At 63.1% G+C, this 15,600-nt stretch carries 13 protein-coding genes; 6 read left to right on the top strand and 7 right to left on the bottom strand.

From position 1 onward, the window contains the following. Nucleotides 1–121 precede the first annotated feature (121 nt). The 3 genes from nirK to ACZ9IU_RS19720 all read left to right on the top strand — a co-directional run bounded on the left by nirK (nt 122) and on the right by ACZ9IU_RS19720 (nt 2,842). Nucleotides 122–1,255, top strand: coding sequence for a copper-containing nitrite reductase (nirK, locus tag ACZ9IU_RS19730; protein ID WP_038546155.1), 1,134 nt, complete (start codon nt 122–124; stop codon nt 1,253–1,255). Nucleotides 1,256–1,342: 87 nt separating this feature from the next. Further along, the gene (locus ACZ9IU_RS19725) at nt 1,343–2,248 is read left to right on the top strand and encodes an SUMF1/EgtB/PvdO family nonheme iron enzyme (protein WP_038546152.1); all 906 of its coding nucleotides are present in this window, start codon (nt 1,343–1,345) and stop codon (nt 2,246–2,248) included. 147 nt (nt 2,249–2,395) lie between these two features. Next, nucleotides 2,396–2,842, top strand: a complete 447-nt coding sequence (locus ACZ9IU_RS19720; RefSeq protein ID WP_038546149.1) for a pseudoazurin — start codon at nt 2,396–2,398, stop codon at nt 2,840–2,842. 69 nt (nt 2,843–2,911) lie between these two features. Here the strand turns inward: ACZ9IU_RS19720 and ACZ9IU_RS19715 are convergent, their stop codons facing one another. From ACZ9IU_RS19715 to ACZ9IU_RS19685, 7 genes are all read right to left on the bottom strand, one after another. Further along, a complete protein-coding gene (locus tag ACZ9IU_RS19715; protein WP_038549722.1) occupies nt 2,912–3,994 on the bottom strand; it encodes an extracellular catalytic domain type 1 short-chain-length polyhydroxyalkanoate depolymerase in 1,083 nt (360 codons plus the stop codon). A gap of 108 nt (nt 3,995–4,102) precedes the next feature. Then, entirely contained in the window at nt 4,103–5,764 is a 1,662-nt protein-coding gene (locus ACZ9IU_RS19710) for an ABC transporter ATP-binding protein (protein ID WP_051899844.1), read from the bottom strand. Next, nucleotides 5,761–6,672 (bottom strand): ABC transporter permease, encoded by a 912-nt coding sequence (locus tag ACZ9IU_RS19705; RefSeq protein WP_038546146.1) that lies wholly within the window; start codon nt 6,670–6,672, stop codon nt 5,761–5,763. The genes ACZ9IU_RS19710 and ACZ9IU_RS19705 overlap by 4 nt, the downstream gene beginning before the upstream one ends. Continuing rightward, nucleotides 6,672–7,679 carry an ABC transporter permease gene (locus tag ACZ9IU_RS19700; RefSeq protein ID WP_038546143.1) on the bottom strand — a complete coding sequence of 336 codons (1,008 nt, stop codon included), beginning with the start codon at nt 7,677–7,679 and terminating at the stop codon, nt 6,672–6,674. Before ACZ9IU_RS19700 ends, ACZ9IU_RS19705 begins: the two co-directional genes overlap by 1 nt. 107 nt (nt 7,680–7,786) lie before the next feature. Beyond that, entirely contained in the window at nt 7,787–9,379 is a 1,593-nt protein-coding gene (locus tag ACZ9IU_RS19695; RefSeq protein WP_038546140.1) for an ABC transporter substrate-binding protein, read from the bottom strand. A 33-nt stretch (nt 9,380–9,412) separates the two neighbouring features. Continuing rightward, a complete protein-coding gene (locus ACZ9IU_RS19690) occupies nt 9,413–10,093 on the bottom strand; it encodes an AroM family protein (protein ID WP_038546138.1) in 681 nt (226 codons plus the stop codon). Between the two features lie 174 nt (nt 10,094–10,267). Next, nucleotides 10,268–11,224, bottom strand: a complete 957-nt coding sequence (locus tag ACZ9IU_RS19685) for an AroM family protein (RefSeq protein WP_244447443.1) — start codon at nt 11,222–11,224, stop codon at nt 10,268–10,270. 145 nt (nt 11,225–11,369) lie between these two features. Between ACZ9IU_RS19685 and ACZ9IU_RS19680 the strand changes: the two genes are divergently transcribed. From ACZ9IU_RS19680 to ACZ9IU_RS19670, 3 genes are all read left to right on the top strand, one after another. Next, complete coding sequence (locus ACZ9IU_RS19680) at nt 11,370–12,449, top strand: S-methyl thiohydantoin desulfurase family protein (protein WP_038546136.1); 1,080 nt, start codon at nt 11,370–11,372, stop codon at nt 12,447–12,449. Continuing rightward, complete coding sequence (locus tag ACZ9IU_RS19675) at nt 12,446–14,020, top strand: hydantoinase/oxoprolinase N-terminal domain-containing protein (protein WP_051899843.1); 1,575 nt, start codon at nt 12,446–12,448, stop codon at nt 14,018–14,020. Before ACZ9IU_RS19680 ends, ACZ9IU_RS19675 begins: the two co-directional genes overlap by 4 nt. A 170-nt stretch (nt 14,021–14,190) precedes the next feature. Continuing rightward, nucleotides 14,191–15,582: an FAD-binding oxidoreductase gene (locus tag ACZ9IU_RS19670; RefSeq protein WP_038546132.1), complete on the top strand. Its 1,392-nt coding sequence runs from the start codon at nt 14,191–14,193 to the stop codon at nt 15,580–15,582. The last annotated feature ends 18 nt before the right edge of the window (nt 15,583–15,600 follow it).

Genomic DNA, 15,600 nt, shown 5'->3' with positions numbered 1-15,600 from the left:
ACGCAAGCAAAAGCCGATGTTCTGTTTGTTTCACGTCAAAGAGTAGATGGGGACATGGACATAGATTCTGCTTCCAGAGGACGGCGATTTACTCCGCCCCTTGTTCCGAAGGACAGAAACCATGACCGACACGATTCAGATGACCAGACGCTCGATCCTTGCGGGGGCAGCCTTCGTTGGCGCAATCGCACCGGTCGTGCAGGCTTCCTTCGCTTATGCGGACGAAGCGCCCCCGGCGAAGATGAAACCGGTGGACCTATCGCGCCTCCGTCGCGAGAAAATCGAGCTGGTGAAGCCGCCTTTCGTGCATGTCCATGCTCAGAAAGCCGACGGCCCGCCAAAGGTGATCGAAGTTACGCTGACCATCCAGGAGAAGAAGCTCGTCATCGACAAGGAAGGCACCGAGATCAATGCGATGACCTTCAACGGGTCGGTTCCGGGCCCGCTCATGGTCGTCCATCAGGACGACTATGTCGAGTTGACGCTCATCAACCCCGACACCAACGAACTCCAGCACAATATCGACTTCCATTCGGCAACCGGCGGCTTGGGTGGCGGCGCGCTGACCGTGGTGAACCCAGGCGAGAAAACCGTTCTGAGATTCAAGGCAACCAAGGCCGGCGTCTTCGTTTACCACTGCGCACCTCCCGGAATGGTGCCGTGGCACGTCACCTCGGGCATGAACGGCGCCATCATGGTGCTCCCGCGCGATGGCCTCAAGGACGGCAACGGGAAACCGCTGACCTACGACAAGATCTACTATGTGGGTGAGCAGGATTTCTACGTCCCCCGCGACGGGAACGGCAAGTTCAAGAAATATGATAGCGCCGGCGAAGCCTATGAAGACACGCTCAAGGTGATGCGGACGCTGACCCCGACGCATATCGTCTTCAACGGGGCCGTCGGTGCCTTGACGGGCCAGAACGCCATGACCGCCGCTGTCGGCGAAAAGGTGCTGATCGTCCATTCGCAGGCAAACCGCGACACGCGGCCTCACCTCATCGGAGGCCATGGCGACTACGTCTGGGCTACGGGCAAGTTCGCCAACCCTCCGGACCTCGACCAGGAGACCTGGTTCATCCCGGGCGGTGCAGCAGGTGCTGCATTCTATACCTTCCAGCAGCCCGGCATATACGCCTACGTCAACCACAACTTGATCGAGGCCTTCGAACTGGGCGCGGCGGCGCATTTTAAGGTCACCGGCGATTGGAACGACGACTTGATGACGTCGGTCCTTGCGCCGAGCGGCACCTGATCGGAAACGGCCGGGAGCATGGCATGAGCCTGTTCCCGGCCGGCCTTCATCCCCCGCAAGCGCCAGATTTCGCCTCGGGAGGCGAACATGCCATGCACACACGACAGGCCAAAGCTCTCGCTCCTCCATACCGGGCTTCCGATCACGCTGATCGCCGTGCTGGCGGCAGGTATCTTCCATCAGGCGGGCTTCATGAGGCCGGCGCCCCCAGAGGGCGCGGTCTATGAGCCCGCGACGGTCGTCGTTCCTGCCCGCAGCTACAGCTACAGGAGCGACGGAGAGTTCCTGAAGGGCACGGCACCGATCGATGCGCCGATGAAGACGGTGGTCGCGGGGCCGAGCCTTACGATCATGAAAAATCATGTCGCGGCCTCGGAATACCGGGCGTGCGTTTCCGCAGGCGCCTGCAGATCGCCAGAAGCGGCTACATCAAGGACGGACGTTCCTGCCACCGGCGTGAGCTTCGACGATGCCACGACTTATGCCCGCTGGCTCTCCGAGGTGACCGGTGAATACTGGACCCTGCCGACAGACGAACAACTGGCGCAGGCCGCGGGCAAGAGGTTTCCGGACGATGCTCTCGGCCTCGATCCGGACAGCAAGAACCCCGCGCTGCGGTGGCTCGCCGACTACGAGCGCGAAGCGCGCGAGCGGGCCGCAGGTAATCCCACCCCTCGGCCGACGGGAAGCTTTGGGGAGAACGAATATGGTCTGGCCGACTTTGGCGGCAACATCTGGGAATGGACCTCGACCTGCCATCGCAGGGTCCATCTTTATGCGAACGGTTCCGTTCGGGCCTCCGAGGAAAGTTGCGGCGTCTATGTGACGGTCGGCACCCATCGATCGCCGATGAGTTCCTTCATCCGCGATCCGAAAGGCGGCGGCTGCGCGGTGGGGACCCCGCCGGACAATCTGGGCTTTCGCCTGGTCAAATCCACCCGCTGGTATGCGCCCCTTCTCAAGACGCTTCGGCAAGTGGGCTGGACAACGTGACCATCACGTCGCCATCCGGGGCCAAACCGACGCAAAAGCGAGCCGCGACAAACTCAAAACCGTTTGTCGTACGTCAAAGAGCACCGGCGGTTTTGCTCTAGTGTGAATTCCAACGAAGCCGTGGGCTTCCAGAAAAGGAGTAAGAAAATGAAGAAGATTTTGGCATCCCTGGTCGGTGCGGCGATCGTCACGGCTGTCTGCGCCACGGTGGCGTCGGCTGCCGATTTCGAAGTGCACATGCTCAACAAGGGTAACGACGGCGCGATGGTATTCGAACCGGGCTCCCTGAAGATCGCCAAGGGCGATACCGTCACCTTCATCCCGACGGACAAGTCTCATAATGCCGAGACCATTGAGGGGCTGATCCCGGAAGGTGCAAAGCCGTTCAAGGGCCAGATGAACGAAAGCGTCAAGATCACCTTCGACATCGAGGGGGCATATGCCGTGAAATGCTCGCCGCATGTCGGCATGGGCATGATTGGCCTCATCGTTGTCGGCAATGCGCCAGCCAACCTGGAGGCCGTCAAGACCGCGAAATTGCCCAAGAAGGCTCGCGAACGTCTCGACGCGGATATTGCAGCTTCCGGCGTTTAAGCCGGGAGCGTTCGGCGGCGGCCATTCCCTCTCCCCCCGGCCGTCGCCGCGCTTATTCTCCAGGTCTTATCAGCGCATCAAGCCAGCCATGCGAAGCGCATTCTCGATGATCTGCTGGATACCTTCCGGCTCTTTTGCCTTTTGGGGAGAAACGGTTGCCCGCTTTGGACCGCCGCTCTTCGCCCGCAACGGTTCTGCGCCTTCGCGAAGCAGGCCCCAGCTTTCTGCCGAATGGAGCGTCGACGATATACCGACATCCAGCAGATAAGGCGCGGCGTTCTCGTCGCCGAGCGCGGGATCGATCGGGGTTCCGTGGCCCATTCCGGCGATGCTGTAATATTCGATCGCCTGCCTGCCGCGGGAATCTTTCCACGCGGTTCTCGTCTGGCCGTCGGCCTTTTCCTTGAGGTCCGGCCGCGAGCCGACCTCGTGAACGCCGCGCCACTGGTCGATGATCGCCTGCGCATTCGCCTCCGCGACCGTCTTGTCCTCGGTGCCCTGCCATACGGAGATGGTTGGCCAGGGTCCCTGATGGGTGGAAGCGGCTTTCAGCCGCGACTGAAGCATCGATGGTGCCGGCAGGCCGTGGCCGCGCATCCGGTCGAATGCTTCGGGAACCGTCGCGGCGACGCCATAGGGCAGTCCTGCGATGATTGCGCCGCCGGCGAAGACTTCCGGATAGGTGGCGAGCATGACGTTGGCCATGCCGCCGCCTGCGGACAGGCCGCTCACATAGATGCGCGAAGTGTCGATCCCGTGCCGGGCGACGACGGCTTCGATCATCTGGCGGATCGAGTGTACTTCGCCCTGGCCGCGGCGCGTGTCGCCCGGAACGAACCAGTTGAAACAGAGATTGCCGTTGTTGGCCCGGACCTGTTCCGGCAAGAGCACCACGAAGCCGTGCCGTTCGGCGAGCTTCGACCATCCGGTGCCGTGATCATAACCGGAGGCGGTTTGCGTGCATCCGTGGAGAACGACGACGAGGGCGGGGTGTTTGGGAAGCAGGGAGGGGACGTAAACCTTGGCTGCCAGCGCTCCGGGGTTGGATCCGAAGCCCTCGAGCGCCTCCAGATGGCTGGGCGCGTCGGTCGGTTCCCAACCCAGTGATTTCAAGCGGGCGAGCCGCTCCAGCGTATCCGACAACGATCTCATCATGCCTCCTGGCAATCATTGCCGGGATGGCAGTGATCAACGACAACGTCCCCCTATATGGGAAGCGTTGCTGCACTGCACAATTATTTTTTGCAAACGTATATTTCATCACGAGCCGGCGGGGGCCGACAAGTTGGCCGCGCGCGACGTTTTGCGTCCGCTTTCGATCAGCGCCCTGGTGTATTCGTGCTGCGGCGACAGGAAAAGGCGTTCCGTCTCGCCCTGTTCGACGATCACCCCGCGTTTCATCACGATGGTCCGGTCGCAGATCTGCCGGATGACGGCGAGGTTGTGCGAGATGAAGACATAGGTGAGGTCGAGTTCCGCCCGCAGTTCCTGCAGGAAGTCGAGCACCTGTGCCTGCACCGAGATGTCGAGCGCCGAAGTCGGCTCATCGAGGATCAGCAGGCGCGGATTGAGGGCGATGGCGCGGGCGATGCAGATGCGCTGCTTCTGGCCGCCGGAGAGTTCGTGCGGATAGCGGTATTTGAATATTTTCGGCAGCTGGACGATGTCGAGCAGTGCTTCGACGCGCGCCTCGATGTCGCGGCGGCCCATGCTTGTCTGGATGCGCAGGGGCTCGCCGATCGCGTCGCCGATCGTGTGGCGGCCGTTAAGCGCCGAATGCGGGTTCTGGAAAACGAACTGCATGTGCCGGCGCATCAACCGCATGGGCTCGCCGGTCAGGCCGGAAATGTTCCGGCCGTCGAAGACGATGTCGCCGGAGGTCGGCTCGATCAGCCGCAGCAGCATGCGTGCCAGCGTCGACTTGCCGGAACCGGATTCGCCGACCACGCCGAAGATCTCGCCGGTCGCGACGGACAGGTTGATGCCGTCGACCGCCGTCACCTCGGTACCCGATTGGCTGCGGTAGACCTTCTTGAGGTCGATCGCTTCCAGAAGCACGCCAGGTTTCACCGGCGTACCGATTGCCGGTTCGGCGACGACCTTTGCCGCGGCGGTATCGATGTCCGGCACGGCAGCCAATAGGCGCTTGGTGTATTCGTGCTTCGGCGCGCTGAGGATGTCCGCCGTCAGGCCCTGTTCGACGATCTCGCCCTTGTACATGACCGCGCAGCGTTTCGCGATCGTGGCGATCGCGCCGATATCGTGGCTGATCATGATGACCGTCAGGTTGAGCTTTTCGACCAGCGAATTGATCAGGTCGAGCACCTGCGCCTGAACCGTCACGTCGAGTGCCGTCGTCGGCTCGTCGGCGATCAGCAGGTCGGGCTTGCCGGACAGCGCCATGGCGATCAGCACCCGCTGGCGCATGCCGCCGGAAAGCTGGTGCGGATACTGGTCGAACAGCATGGCCGGGTTCGGCAGGCCGACTTGGTCAAGCAGGTCTTCGGTGCGGGCACGGCGGGTAGCCTTCGAGGAAACGCCGTGGCCGGCTGCCTTTTCATGGGCGGCGATAACGTCGGAAATCTGCTGCCCGATGGTGAAGAGCGGGTTCAGATAGGTCATCGGGTCCTGGAAGATCATCGAGATGCGGATGCCGCGGATCTTCCTCCAGTCTTTTTCCGAAAGCGCCGTGATATCCTGTCCGTCGAAGGCGATGCGACCTTCGACGACCTTTGAGGCCTTCGGCCCGATACCGAGTACCGAGCGCACCAGCACAGTCTTGCCGGAACCGCTTTCGCCGACGATGCCGAGCGTATCGCCGCGGTTGACCGTCAGGTTGATGTCCTTCAGCACATGCACCGGGCCGTCGAACGTGCCGATGTCGAGCCGGTAGTTCTTAATGTCGAGAAGAGGTCCGGTCATCGGTCGCGGCTCCGGGGGTCGAGAATGTCGCGCAGGCCGTCGCCCAGCAAGTTGAAGCCCAGCACGGTCAGGAAGATCGCGGCACCCGGGAAGAGCGAGTACCACCACCAGTCCGGCATGTAGGTGCGGGCGACTGAGATCATCGCCCCCCATTCGGGTGCCGGCGGCTGGGCGCCGAGGCCGATGAAACCGAGGCTTGCGGCGGACAGGATCGCCATGCCCATGTCCATGCTCATCTTGACGATGATCGGCGACATGCAGTTGGGCAGGATGTGATGCCAGAGGATCCAGGGCGTTTTGGCGCCGATCGAGCGGGCCGATTCCACGAAGAGTTCCTCCTTGACCGACAGCGTCTTCGCCTCCACCAGCCGCACATAACCCGGCCACCAGACGAGCGACAGAGCCAGAACGCAATTGGTGATGCCGGGGCCGAGTGCGGCGACGATCGCGAGCGCCAGAGCCAGGCCCGGTACTGCGAGGAAAAGCTCCGTGATGCGCATGATCACGGCGCGCACCCAGCCGCCGCGATAACCGGCGATGATGCCGAGCGGCACGCCGATGACGGCGCCGACGCCGGTGATGATCAGGCCGATCCACAGCGAGGTGCGGGCACCGATGATGACGCGCGAAAGGATGTCGCTGCCCATCTCGTCGGTGCCGAACCAGTGGCCGACGCTCGGGCCCATCAGCTTGTTGGCCATGTTGAAGGCGCCGACCGTATCTTCCGGATAGGGCGCCAGCCACGGGCCGAGTGCTGCGAGCAACAGGAAGAGCACGACCAGGCCGAGGCCGAGCATGGAGGAGAAGCTCTTGCCAAACATGTGGGCATAAAGCCGCCATTGGCGGATCTTGCTTTCATGCCGTTCGCGGAAGGTGAGGGGCCGGGAGAGTTCCACGGGCGTCGTCATCAGGCGCTCCTGAGGCGGGGATCGATCCACGCATAGGCGAGATCGACAAGGGTGTTGGCGACGATGAAGAAGAAGCCGATTACCAGCGTGACGCCGATGACAGGCTTGAAATCCGACGAAAGCGCCGAGGAGACGGCATAAAGGCCGATGCCGGGCCAATCGAAGACGGTTTCGACGAGAACGGTGGAGCCGAGCATCCAGCCGAAGCGCAAGCCGATCATCGCAAGCGTCGGCAGCAGCGCGTTCTTCAGCGCATAGATCGCGACGATGCGGAACGAGGCGATGCCGTGGGCGCGGGCCGCGACGATGTAATCGGACTGCAGCACTTCGATCATCTCGGCGCGGTTGACGCGCAGGATCGAGGCAAGGCAGGGGAAGGAAAGCACGATTGCCGGAAGGATGATGTGCCGCAGCGACGTCCAGAACGTATCCAGCCGGCCGGCGAACAGGCTGTCGACGAGGAGCAGGCCGGTAACGGTTTGCGGCGGGCGGGTGACCAGCGGCAGCCGGCCGGAGACCGGCAGCCAGCCGAGATCGACCGCGAATGTCAGCTGCAGGATAATGCCGAACCAGAAGGCCGGCAGAGCGACGCCCGAGATCGAGAAAATGCGGGTCGCATGGTCGATCGGGCCGTCCTTGTAGACGGCCGACAGCATGCCGAGCGGCACGCCGACGACGATGCCGAGCGTCATGGCGACGAAGACCAGTTCCAGCGTTGCCGGCGCATAACGCAGCACCTCTTCCAGCACCGGCCTCGTGGTGACGATCGACTGGCCGAGATCGCCGGTGACGAGGTCGCCCATATAGACGACGAACTGTTCGGGCAGCGACTTGTCGAGACCGTATTCTGTACGGATCGTCGCCACCATGTCCTCGGTCGCGTTGGGGCCGGCGACCAGCCGGGCGGGATCGCCCGGCGCGACATTGGTGATGACGAAGGTGAGTGCCGCAATGCCGATCATGGTTCCGATCAGCGTCAGCACTTTGCGGAAGGCGAATGCCAACATCGTCTTCTCCGGTGGCTATTCTTTAAAAAACTGCGCATGGCCCGGCCGGTTGGGATGGCCTGGCCATGCGCATCATGCTGGCTGCAGGAGGGGACGCAAGCCAGTTTCTATTCGGCCTTCACCCACATCGGGTAGAGATCGACCTCGCCGGTGAAGCGGACCGGGCTGAACTGGAAGCCCTGCAGATAGTCGCGATGCGCCCAGCGGCGGTTCTGCAGCATGCCGAAGACTTCCGGCTGGTCGGCGACGATCTGCTTCTGGATGTCGGCATAAAGCTTGGCGCGGTCGTCCCAGTTGGTGGCGGCGCGGGCCTGGTCGATCATCTCCGAAACCTTCGGATTGTCGTAGAACATCATCGCGTAATACTGGCCCCAGCTCGCCTTGTGGTACTGGTAGGCGACCGCGTCAGGGTCGGTCGAGACCGGGGTGGTGAACACGGAGGTCATGGCCGGCGAAGTCTCGACCTTGGAACCGGCGGCGACCATGTTCGGCCACTGTTCCGGCTTGACCTCGACGGTGATGCCGAGTTCCTTCAGGTTGTCGAGCAGCACTAGGCCGATGCGGCGGGCTTCTTCGAGGCCGGCGACATGGACGTAGGGCAGGGTGATGCCGCCGTTCGGATAGGCTGATTTCGCCAGATATTCCTTGGCCTTGGCAAGATCCTTGCGCGGCATGCCGGGAACGGCGACATGGCCCTTCATGGCGTCCGGCAGCGGGCTGGTCTCGAGCGAGGCGGCGCCGTTGTAGATCTGGATCAGCGCATCGTAGTCGAGCGCATAGGCGATCGCCTTGCGCAGGTTGATGTCGGCGGTCGGGCCTTTCTGGGTGTTGAACTTGATGCCGAAGGTGGTCATGCCCTTATGGTCCTGGATGACCACGCCCGGCACGCGCTTGATCTGGATGTAGTCGTCCGGCGTCAGTCCTTCGACGATGTCGGCTTCGCCGCGCTGCAGGGCGGCCTTCTGGGCGGCGGGTTCGCGGATGATCTTGTAGATGACGCCGGCCGGGCGGTTCTTTTCGCCCTGCGGCCAGCCCTTCCAGTAGGTGTCATTGGCTTCGATTTCATAAAGAACGTTCGGTTCCCAGCGGCCGAGCTTGAAGGGGCCGGAACCGGCTGCATGGTCGGTCAGCCACTTCTGGCCGTAGTCGCCGTCCACCTCGTGGGCCTTCACCTCGGCCGGGTTGACGACGAACCACCAGGGCAGGAAGGAGAGGAACGGTGCATAGGGCGCCTTGAGGTCGAAGCGAACAGTGTTGGCGTCGACGGCGACGATGTTCTCCGGCGCCAGGAAGTCCTTGAGCATCCAGGCGACGCCCTTGTTGAGCTTCAGGCCGCGCTCGAAGGAATAACGCACGGCTTCGGCGGTCACCGGATCGCCGTTGTGGAACTTGGCGTTCTTGGCGAGATGGAAGGTCCAGCTCTTGCCGTCGGCGCTGGTTTCCCACTTCTCGGCGAGCCAGGACTTGATCTCGGCCGGGTTGCCTTCGTACTTGACCAGAGCGTCGTAGACCGATTGCTGGATCATGCGCGTCGACCAGTCGTAGCGGATATGCGGGTCGAGGACCGGGATTGCCTGGCGGCCACCGAAAACAATGACGTTGCCCTTGTCGGTGCGCTCGAAGGCGCCGGCGGGCGAGGCTAGGATCGAGGAGGCGAGCAGCCCCGCGACCGCGACGTTTCTCAAGGTTTTTCCGAACATGTGGTTCCCTCTGTTTTTAATGTGGCTCGGTAATCAGATCATCTGGCGGACGACGCCCGCGACGACGCGGCGCGACAATAGAACCGGGGCGTCGAGGGCGCGGCGCACCTCGTCCAGCATTCCGGCGGAATAACCCATGCAATGCATGACGATAAGGTCGCAGCCTTCGAGCGTTTTTGCCCGTTCGCCGATATCGTCGCCGGCATAGGGCGAGGCGGCCACGAATTTCGGCTCGCCGCTGAAGACGTGGCGATCGGCGAAATCCTTGACCTGCCGTTCGAGCGGCAGGATGACGCCGAGCTTGCGGGAGGAAGCGGCGAGCGCCTCGACGGTCGAATCGACGATCCGCTGGGCTTCGACGACCAGCGTGTTTTCGAGCGGATCGATCCGGGTGCCGGTGCAGAGGAGAACGACGAGGTCGAAACCTTGGGCATCGATCTCCTTCAAGAGAACGTTGAGCTTCTCTTCGGTACGGGCCTTCGAGGTGACGATCTCCTCGCCGCTCTTCAGGCGCGTGGCGAAGGAATGCTCGCCGTCCACGGCGTGCATCGCTTCCAGCTCGGCCGGGTTCATGCCGTCGAGCACGCCGAATTCACGGAACTCGACGCGACCTTCCGGCAAGCCGATGCCGATCTCGGCCATCATTTCCGGAACGATGTCGACACGCGGCGTCTGGCCGATGGTCACAAAGGCGATCTTGGATGTGGAAGGCATGCTCTCATCGTTCCCTGCATGACATTATCGACAGGGAGCCTAGCGCCCGGAAGCGCGGCTTCACTATAGGGTAATGCCCCTAGAACGACATGATTCTGACATGCTCGAGCGACCAATTTCTAGGCAAAGAGGTCTTCTGGCGCAATTTTCTTGCGCGAATCCACTTATTTTCGATCAGGGATGGCCGGCGGTGATGACCATGCGGATCAGGGCGTTAGACGATGTAACTTCCATCTTGCTCATGACGTTCGAGCGGTGGATCTCGACGGTCTTCGGGCTGATGCCGAGCTGGCGGGCGATTGCCTTGTTGGACAGGCCTTCTGCGACCAGCGACAGGACCTGCCGCTCGCGCGGCGTCAGACGGAGAAGCTTTTCGGCAAATTCCGGCGAAACGCCCGGCAGGGTCACGGGCTGCGAACGATGCAGGAGAAGCCGAATGGCGCTTGCGACGATGCGGCGGGCGAGAACGACGGGCTTGCCGCTCGCCTTCGCCACCATCTGCCGGTCGGCCTCGGTAAAGCTTACGGAATTGAGGACGATGATTTCCGCATCCGCAAGATCGACGAGTGCGCCGGCCAGCAGTTTCCTGTCGCCGTCGGCGGCATAGCTGGCGCAGATCTTGTAGGGCGCCAGCGCCGGGATATCGAGTTCGGCGATCTGCTGCTGCAGCGGCTGGATGAGGCCGACGGAAGCGCCGTGAGCGGCGAGCGAAATCACCGCGGATTCCATGGCGCGCTGGGCGTTCACGGTTGGGCAGGTGCTTTCGAAATCGCGGAACAGGCCGGTCGAGAGGATGACGACCAGATCGAATTCATTGGGGTGGAAGGCGGCGGCGATCTTCGCCATGCGCTCGGCGATCCGCGGTTTGGACACGACGATATCGGTATTGTCGGCAAGCCGGGTGATGATGCTCTGTTCGCCCGGCCGCACTTTCAGATCGTCGATTTCTGCCTTGGAAAGCCCGTCCAGCGCGCCGATTTCGAGCGCTTCGATCGGCACATCGAGATTGGTCAGCATGTCCCCGATGAGATCGGCACGCGGCGTCTGGCCGACGCTCAAAAACATCACCCGATGGCGCAATTCCGCACCTTCCGGCGAGGTCGGGGCCAGCGCATATGGGCTCTTCGTCACCTGCAGGGAATCGGTCCTTTCGATCGTCAAACCATGATTGCGCCGAGCGTGCCCAAAATCAAGGCAAGCTCATTCTAGGGGCAGTCCCCTATAGGCATCCTTCGTCACTCATGGCTAGGTTCTAGCACATTCTTCGGAGGTAAACATGATCCGTGATTTCGAAGCGGGCGAGATCGACCCGCTTGCCGTGGGCGCCTGGATTCTCGGCACCGGCGGCGGCGGCAGCCCCTATCTGGCGCAGCTCAACCTGAAAAAACTCTACAAGGACGGCAAGCGCGTCAAGCTGATCGACCCCCAGGCGCTCGATGACGGCGATACCGTCGCGGTCGTCTCCAAGATGGGCGCGCCGCTGGTCGGACAGGAGCGTCTCGTCGATCCCGCGCATCTCGCCCGGGCCATGCAGTTGATGGAAGAATATACCGGCCGCAAGTTCCGCGCCGTGATGAGCGTCGAGATCGGCGGCGGCAATGCACTGTCGCCGTTCCTCGCCGGCGCCATGCTGGATATTCCGGTCGTCGATGCGGACGCGATGGGCCGTGCCTATCCGGAAGCGCAGATGACGAGCTTTGCGATCGGCGACCTGCCGATGTATCCGCTGACGCTGGTCGATTGCCGCGACAACGAGGCGATTGTCGCCAAGGCTGCCTCCTGGAAGTGGATGGAGCGGATTTCCCGCAAGATCTGCACCGAGGTCGGCTCGACGGCGGCGACCTGCAAGGCGCCGCGCACCGGCCGGGAAGTCAAGGACTGGGGCGTGCTCTACACGGTGACCAAAGCCGTCAGCCTCGGCCGCGCCGTGCTTGAGGCCCGCGCCGCCCATACGGATCCCGTCGAGGCCGTGCTCGCCCATGAAGGCGGCAAGGTGCTGTTCAAGGGCAAGATCGCCGATGTCGACCGCACCACGACGGGCGGCTTCCTGCGCGGCTCGGCGATGATCGAAGGCCTCGACGGTGATCGCGGCTCGAAGGTCGAACTCGCCTTCCAGAACGAATGGGCGGTCGCCTTCCGCGACGGCCAGCCGATCGCTATGACGCCGGACCTGATCTGCCTGCTCGATACGGTGTCGGGCGAGGCGATCGGCACCGAGACGGTTCGGTACGGCCAGCGCGTCACGGTCGTGGCACTGCCGGCGCCCGAGGTGCTGACCAGCGCCAAGGGCCTCGAACACGTCGGCCCGCGCGCCTTCGGATATGACCTGGATTTCAAATCGGTGTTTGCAGCATGAAGCGGATCGGAATTGACGTCGGCGGCACCAATACGGATGCCGTGCTCATCGATGGCGAGAAGGTTCTCTCGGCCATCAAGTTTCCCACCACCTCGGACGTGATGCAGGGTGTCGTCAACGCGATCGGCCATGTGGTCGCCTCGCAGGCGCCGGATGCGGCACCGGTCGATGCTGTGATGATCGGCACGACGCATTTCACCAATGCGGTGGTCGAGCGCGCCCGTCTCGACCGCGTCGCGGCGATCCGCATCGCCATGCCGGCCGGCGCCTCGCTGCCACCGATGGTCGACTGGCCGGACGAGCTGCGGGATGCCGTCGATCCGCTCTCCTTCATGGTGCATGGCGGCCATGAATATGACGGCCGGCCGCTGGTGCCGCTCGCCCGCGACGAAGTGCGCGACGCGGCGATGAAGATCCGCGACGCCGGCGTCGATTCGGTCGGCATCACCGCGCTCTTTTCGCCGCTGACGGCGGAATGCGAGCTGGAAGCGGCCGAGATCGTCCGCTCGGTGATCCCGAACGCGCGCATCACGCTGTCCCATACGCTCGGCCGTATCGGCCTTCTGGAACGCGAGAACGTCACGCTGCTGAACGCCGCGCTGCAGGGGCTCGGCCGCAAAACGATCGATGCCTTCAAGGATGCGCTGAAGCAGGCAGGCGTCGACGCGCCGTTCTACCTGACCCAGAACGACGGCACCGTGGTACTGGCGGATGTCGCCGCCGCCAACCCGGTCTACAGCTTTGCGTCCGGCCCGACCAATTCGATGCGTGGCGCGGCGTTTCTGACCGGCCTCAAGGAGGCGATGGTCATCGACGTCGGCGGCACGACCTCGGATGTCGGCTGCCTGGTCGGCGGTTTTCCGCGTGAGGCGAACAATGTCGTCGAGGTCGGCGGTGTGCGCACCCTCTTCCGCATGCCCGACCTGCTGCCGATGGCGCTCGGCGGCGGCACGATCATCGACCCGGAAACGCGCAAGATCGGGCCGCGTTCGGTCGGCTACCGGATCACCGAAAAGGCGCTGGTCTTCGGCGGCGATACGCTGACGACGACGGATGTCGCAGTTGCTGCCGGCCTCGTCGAGATCGGCGACCGCGACCGGGTCAAGCATCTCGACAAGGCGCTGGTTGCCGATCTGCTGAAACGCGTCGAGGCGATGGTCGAGGACGGCGTCGATCGGATGAAGACGTCTGCCGAGGGCGTGCAGTTGATCGCCGTCGGCGGCGGTGCGTTCCTGATCCCAGAAAAGCTCAAAGGTGCCAGCGAAGTGCTGCGCGTCGAACATGCCGGTGTCGCAAACGCGCTAGGTGCTGCGATGGCGCAGGTTTCCGGCGAGGTCGACCAGGTGTTCTCCGGCATGTCGCGCGAAGAGGCGATTGCCGAGGCCGAGCGCATCGCCCGCGCCCGCGCCGTCGAAGCAGGTGCCAGCGTCGATACGATCGTGACGCTCGATACGGAAGACATTCCGATCGCCTACCTGCCGGGTGATGCACGGCGGGTGCGGGTGCGCGTCGTCGGCGATATCGCCTTCATGAAGGACGAACAGAAGCGTGTGGCCGGCGCCTTGCGCTGAACCCAAATCTCCTCCCGCCGATTTCGTTTTGATCTGCCGGAAATCGTCTCGGCATCGATGGCGGTTATCTGCATGCCTCTGCTCTTCCAGAGAAAATTCGGAGGTATATTTATTTTACCGAAGATGGCAGTTAAGCTTACCTTCATCGATATCTCCGAGGTGACGGCTTCATGACACAAGAATTCATCCAGGCGCTCCAGCGCGAGCTCGCTCCCGACGTCTTTTTCGGGGACGATATTCCGGTCCGCTTCCACAATGATTGGGGCGGCCTTTCGCCGGTGGTGCCGCTTGCGCTGGTGCGGCCGCGCACCACGGAGCAGGTCTCCGTAACGCTGCGCCTCTGCAACGAGTTCAAGGTGCCGGTGGTGCCGCAAGGCGGGTTGACCGGTCTTGCCGGCGGTGCGCGGCCGATCGAGAATGGCGTGGCGCTGTCGCTCGACCGCATGAACGGTATCGAGGAAGTCGATACGGTGATGGCGACGATGACGGTGATGGCGGGCACGCCGCTCAGCGTTATCCAGGCGAAGGCCGAGGAGGCGGGGCTGTTCTTCGGGCTTGATCTCGGCGCGCGGGATTCCTGCGTCATCGGTGGCAACCTCGCCACCAATGCCGGCGGCAACCGCGTCATCCGGTTCGGCATGGCCCGCGAACATGTGCTCGGCCTCGAAGTGGTGCTGCCGGACGGCACGATCGTCAGATCGCTGAACAAGATGCTGAAGAACAATGCCGGTTACGACCTGAAGCAGTTGTTCATCGGTTCGGAAGGCACGCTCGGGGTCATCACCCGCGCCGTGCTGCGCCTGCAGGCGAAGCCCGCCGAACTTGCCAGCGCTTTCTGCGGCTGCCCGGATTTCCGCTCGCTTCTGGAGCTCTTGAAGAGCGCCCGCCAGGGCATGGGCTCGGCGCTGACCTCGTTCGAGGTGATGTGGCCGAGCTTCTACGATTTCATGACGGGCAAGCTTCCCGACCTGCGCCGCGCCTTCAAGGAGCCGCATGGGATCTATGTGCTGATCGAAACCGGCGGGCGCAACGCGGAAGAGAACCGGGCGCTGCTGGAGCAGGTGCTGTCCGATGCTCTGGAAGCCGGCTGGGTTTCCGATGCGGTCCTGCCGTCCTCCGAGCGCGAGACGAAGGATCTCTGGGCGGTGCGAGAGAGTGTGTCGGAATACGGTAAGCTGATGGGGCCGCTGACCGCCTTCGACGTCGGCCTGCCGACCAGTGCCGCCGGCCGGGTGGTCGACGAGATCGAGGCGGCGATGAAGGTCCGCTGGCCGGATGCGATCGCGCTCAGCTACGGCCATATCGGCGACAGCAACCTGCATCTCGTCTGCAACATTCCGTCCGCCGGCAACGACCAGCCGCATAAGGAGATCACCGAACTTGTCTTCGGCTCGATCGCCCGCGAAGGCGGCACGATTTCCGCCGAACACGGGATCGGCCTCCTGAAGAAGCCCTATCTCAAACTGTCGCGAACCCCGGAGGAACTGGCGCTGATGGCGCGCATCAAGCTGGCGCTCGATCCCAACAACATTCTGAATACCGGCAAAGTGCTTTCCGTCTGAGCAGGCTAGGAGGTGCTG

The organism is Mesorhizobium sp. USDA 4132, assembly GCF_056279545.1.
This window is presented reverse-complemented; position numbering and strand designations above follow the sequence as displayed.

Excerpts from the sequence above, each read along its gene's own strand:
- nirK (WP_038546155.1), top strand. The coding sequence starts at position 122 with ATGACCGACACGATTCAGATGACCAGACGCTCGATCCTTGCGGGGGCA.
- ACZ9IU_RS19725 (WP_038546152.1), top strand. The coding sequence starts at position 1,343 with ATGCCATGCACACACGACAGGCCAAAGCTCTCGCTCCTCCATACCGGG.
- ACZ9IU_RS19720 (WP_038546149.1), top strand. The coding sequence starts at position 2,396 with ATGAAGAAGATTTTGGCATCCCTGGTCGGTGCGGCGATCGTCACGGCT.
- ACZ9IU_RS19715 (WP_038549722.1), bottom strand. The coding sequence starts at position 3,994 with ATGAGATCGTTGTCGGATACGCTGGAGCGGCTCGCCCGCTTGAAATCA.
- ACZ9IU_RS19710 (WP_051899844.1), bottom strand. The coding sequence starts at position 5,764 with ATGACCGGACCTCTTCTCGACATTAAGAACTACCGGCTCGACATCGGC.
- ACZ9IU_RS19705 (WP_038546146.1), bottom strand. The coding sequence starts at position 6,672 with ATGACGACGCCCGTGGAACTCTCCCGGCCCCTCACCTTCCGCGAACGG.
- ACZ9IU_RS19700 (WP_038546143.1), bottom strand. The coding sequence starts at position 7,679 with ATGTTGGCATTCGCCTTCCGCAAAGTGCTGACGCTGATCGGAACCATG.
- ACZ9IU_RS19695 (WP_038546140.1), bottom strand. The coding sequence starts at position 9,379 with ATGTTCGGAAAAACCTTGAGAAACGTCGCGGTCGCGGGGCTGCTCGCC.
- ACZ9IU_RS19690 (WP_038546138.1), bottom strand. The coding sequence starts at position 10,093 with ATGCCTTCCACATCCAAGATCGCCTTTGTGACCATCGGCCAGACGCCG.
- ACZ9IU_RS19680 (WP_038546136.1), top strand. The coding sequence starts at position 11,370 with ATGATCCGTGATTTCGAAGCGGGCGAGATCGACCCGCTTGCCGTGGGC.
- ACZ9IU_RS19675 (WP_051899843.1), top strand. The coding sequence starts at position 12,446 with ATGAAGCGGATCGGAATTGACGTCGGCGGCACCAATACGGATGCCGTG.
- ACZ9IU_RS19670 (WP_038546132.1), top strand. The coding sequence starts at position 14,191 with ATGACACAAGAATTCATCCAGGCGCTCCAGCGCGAGCTCGCTCCCGAC.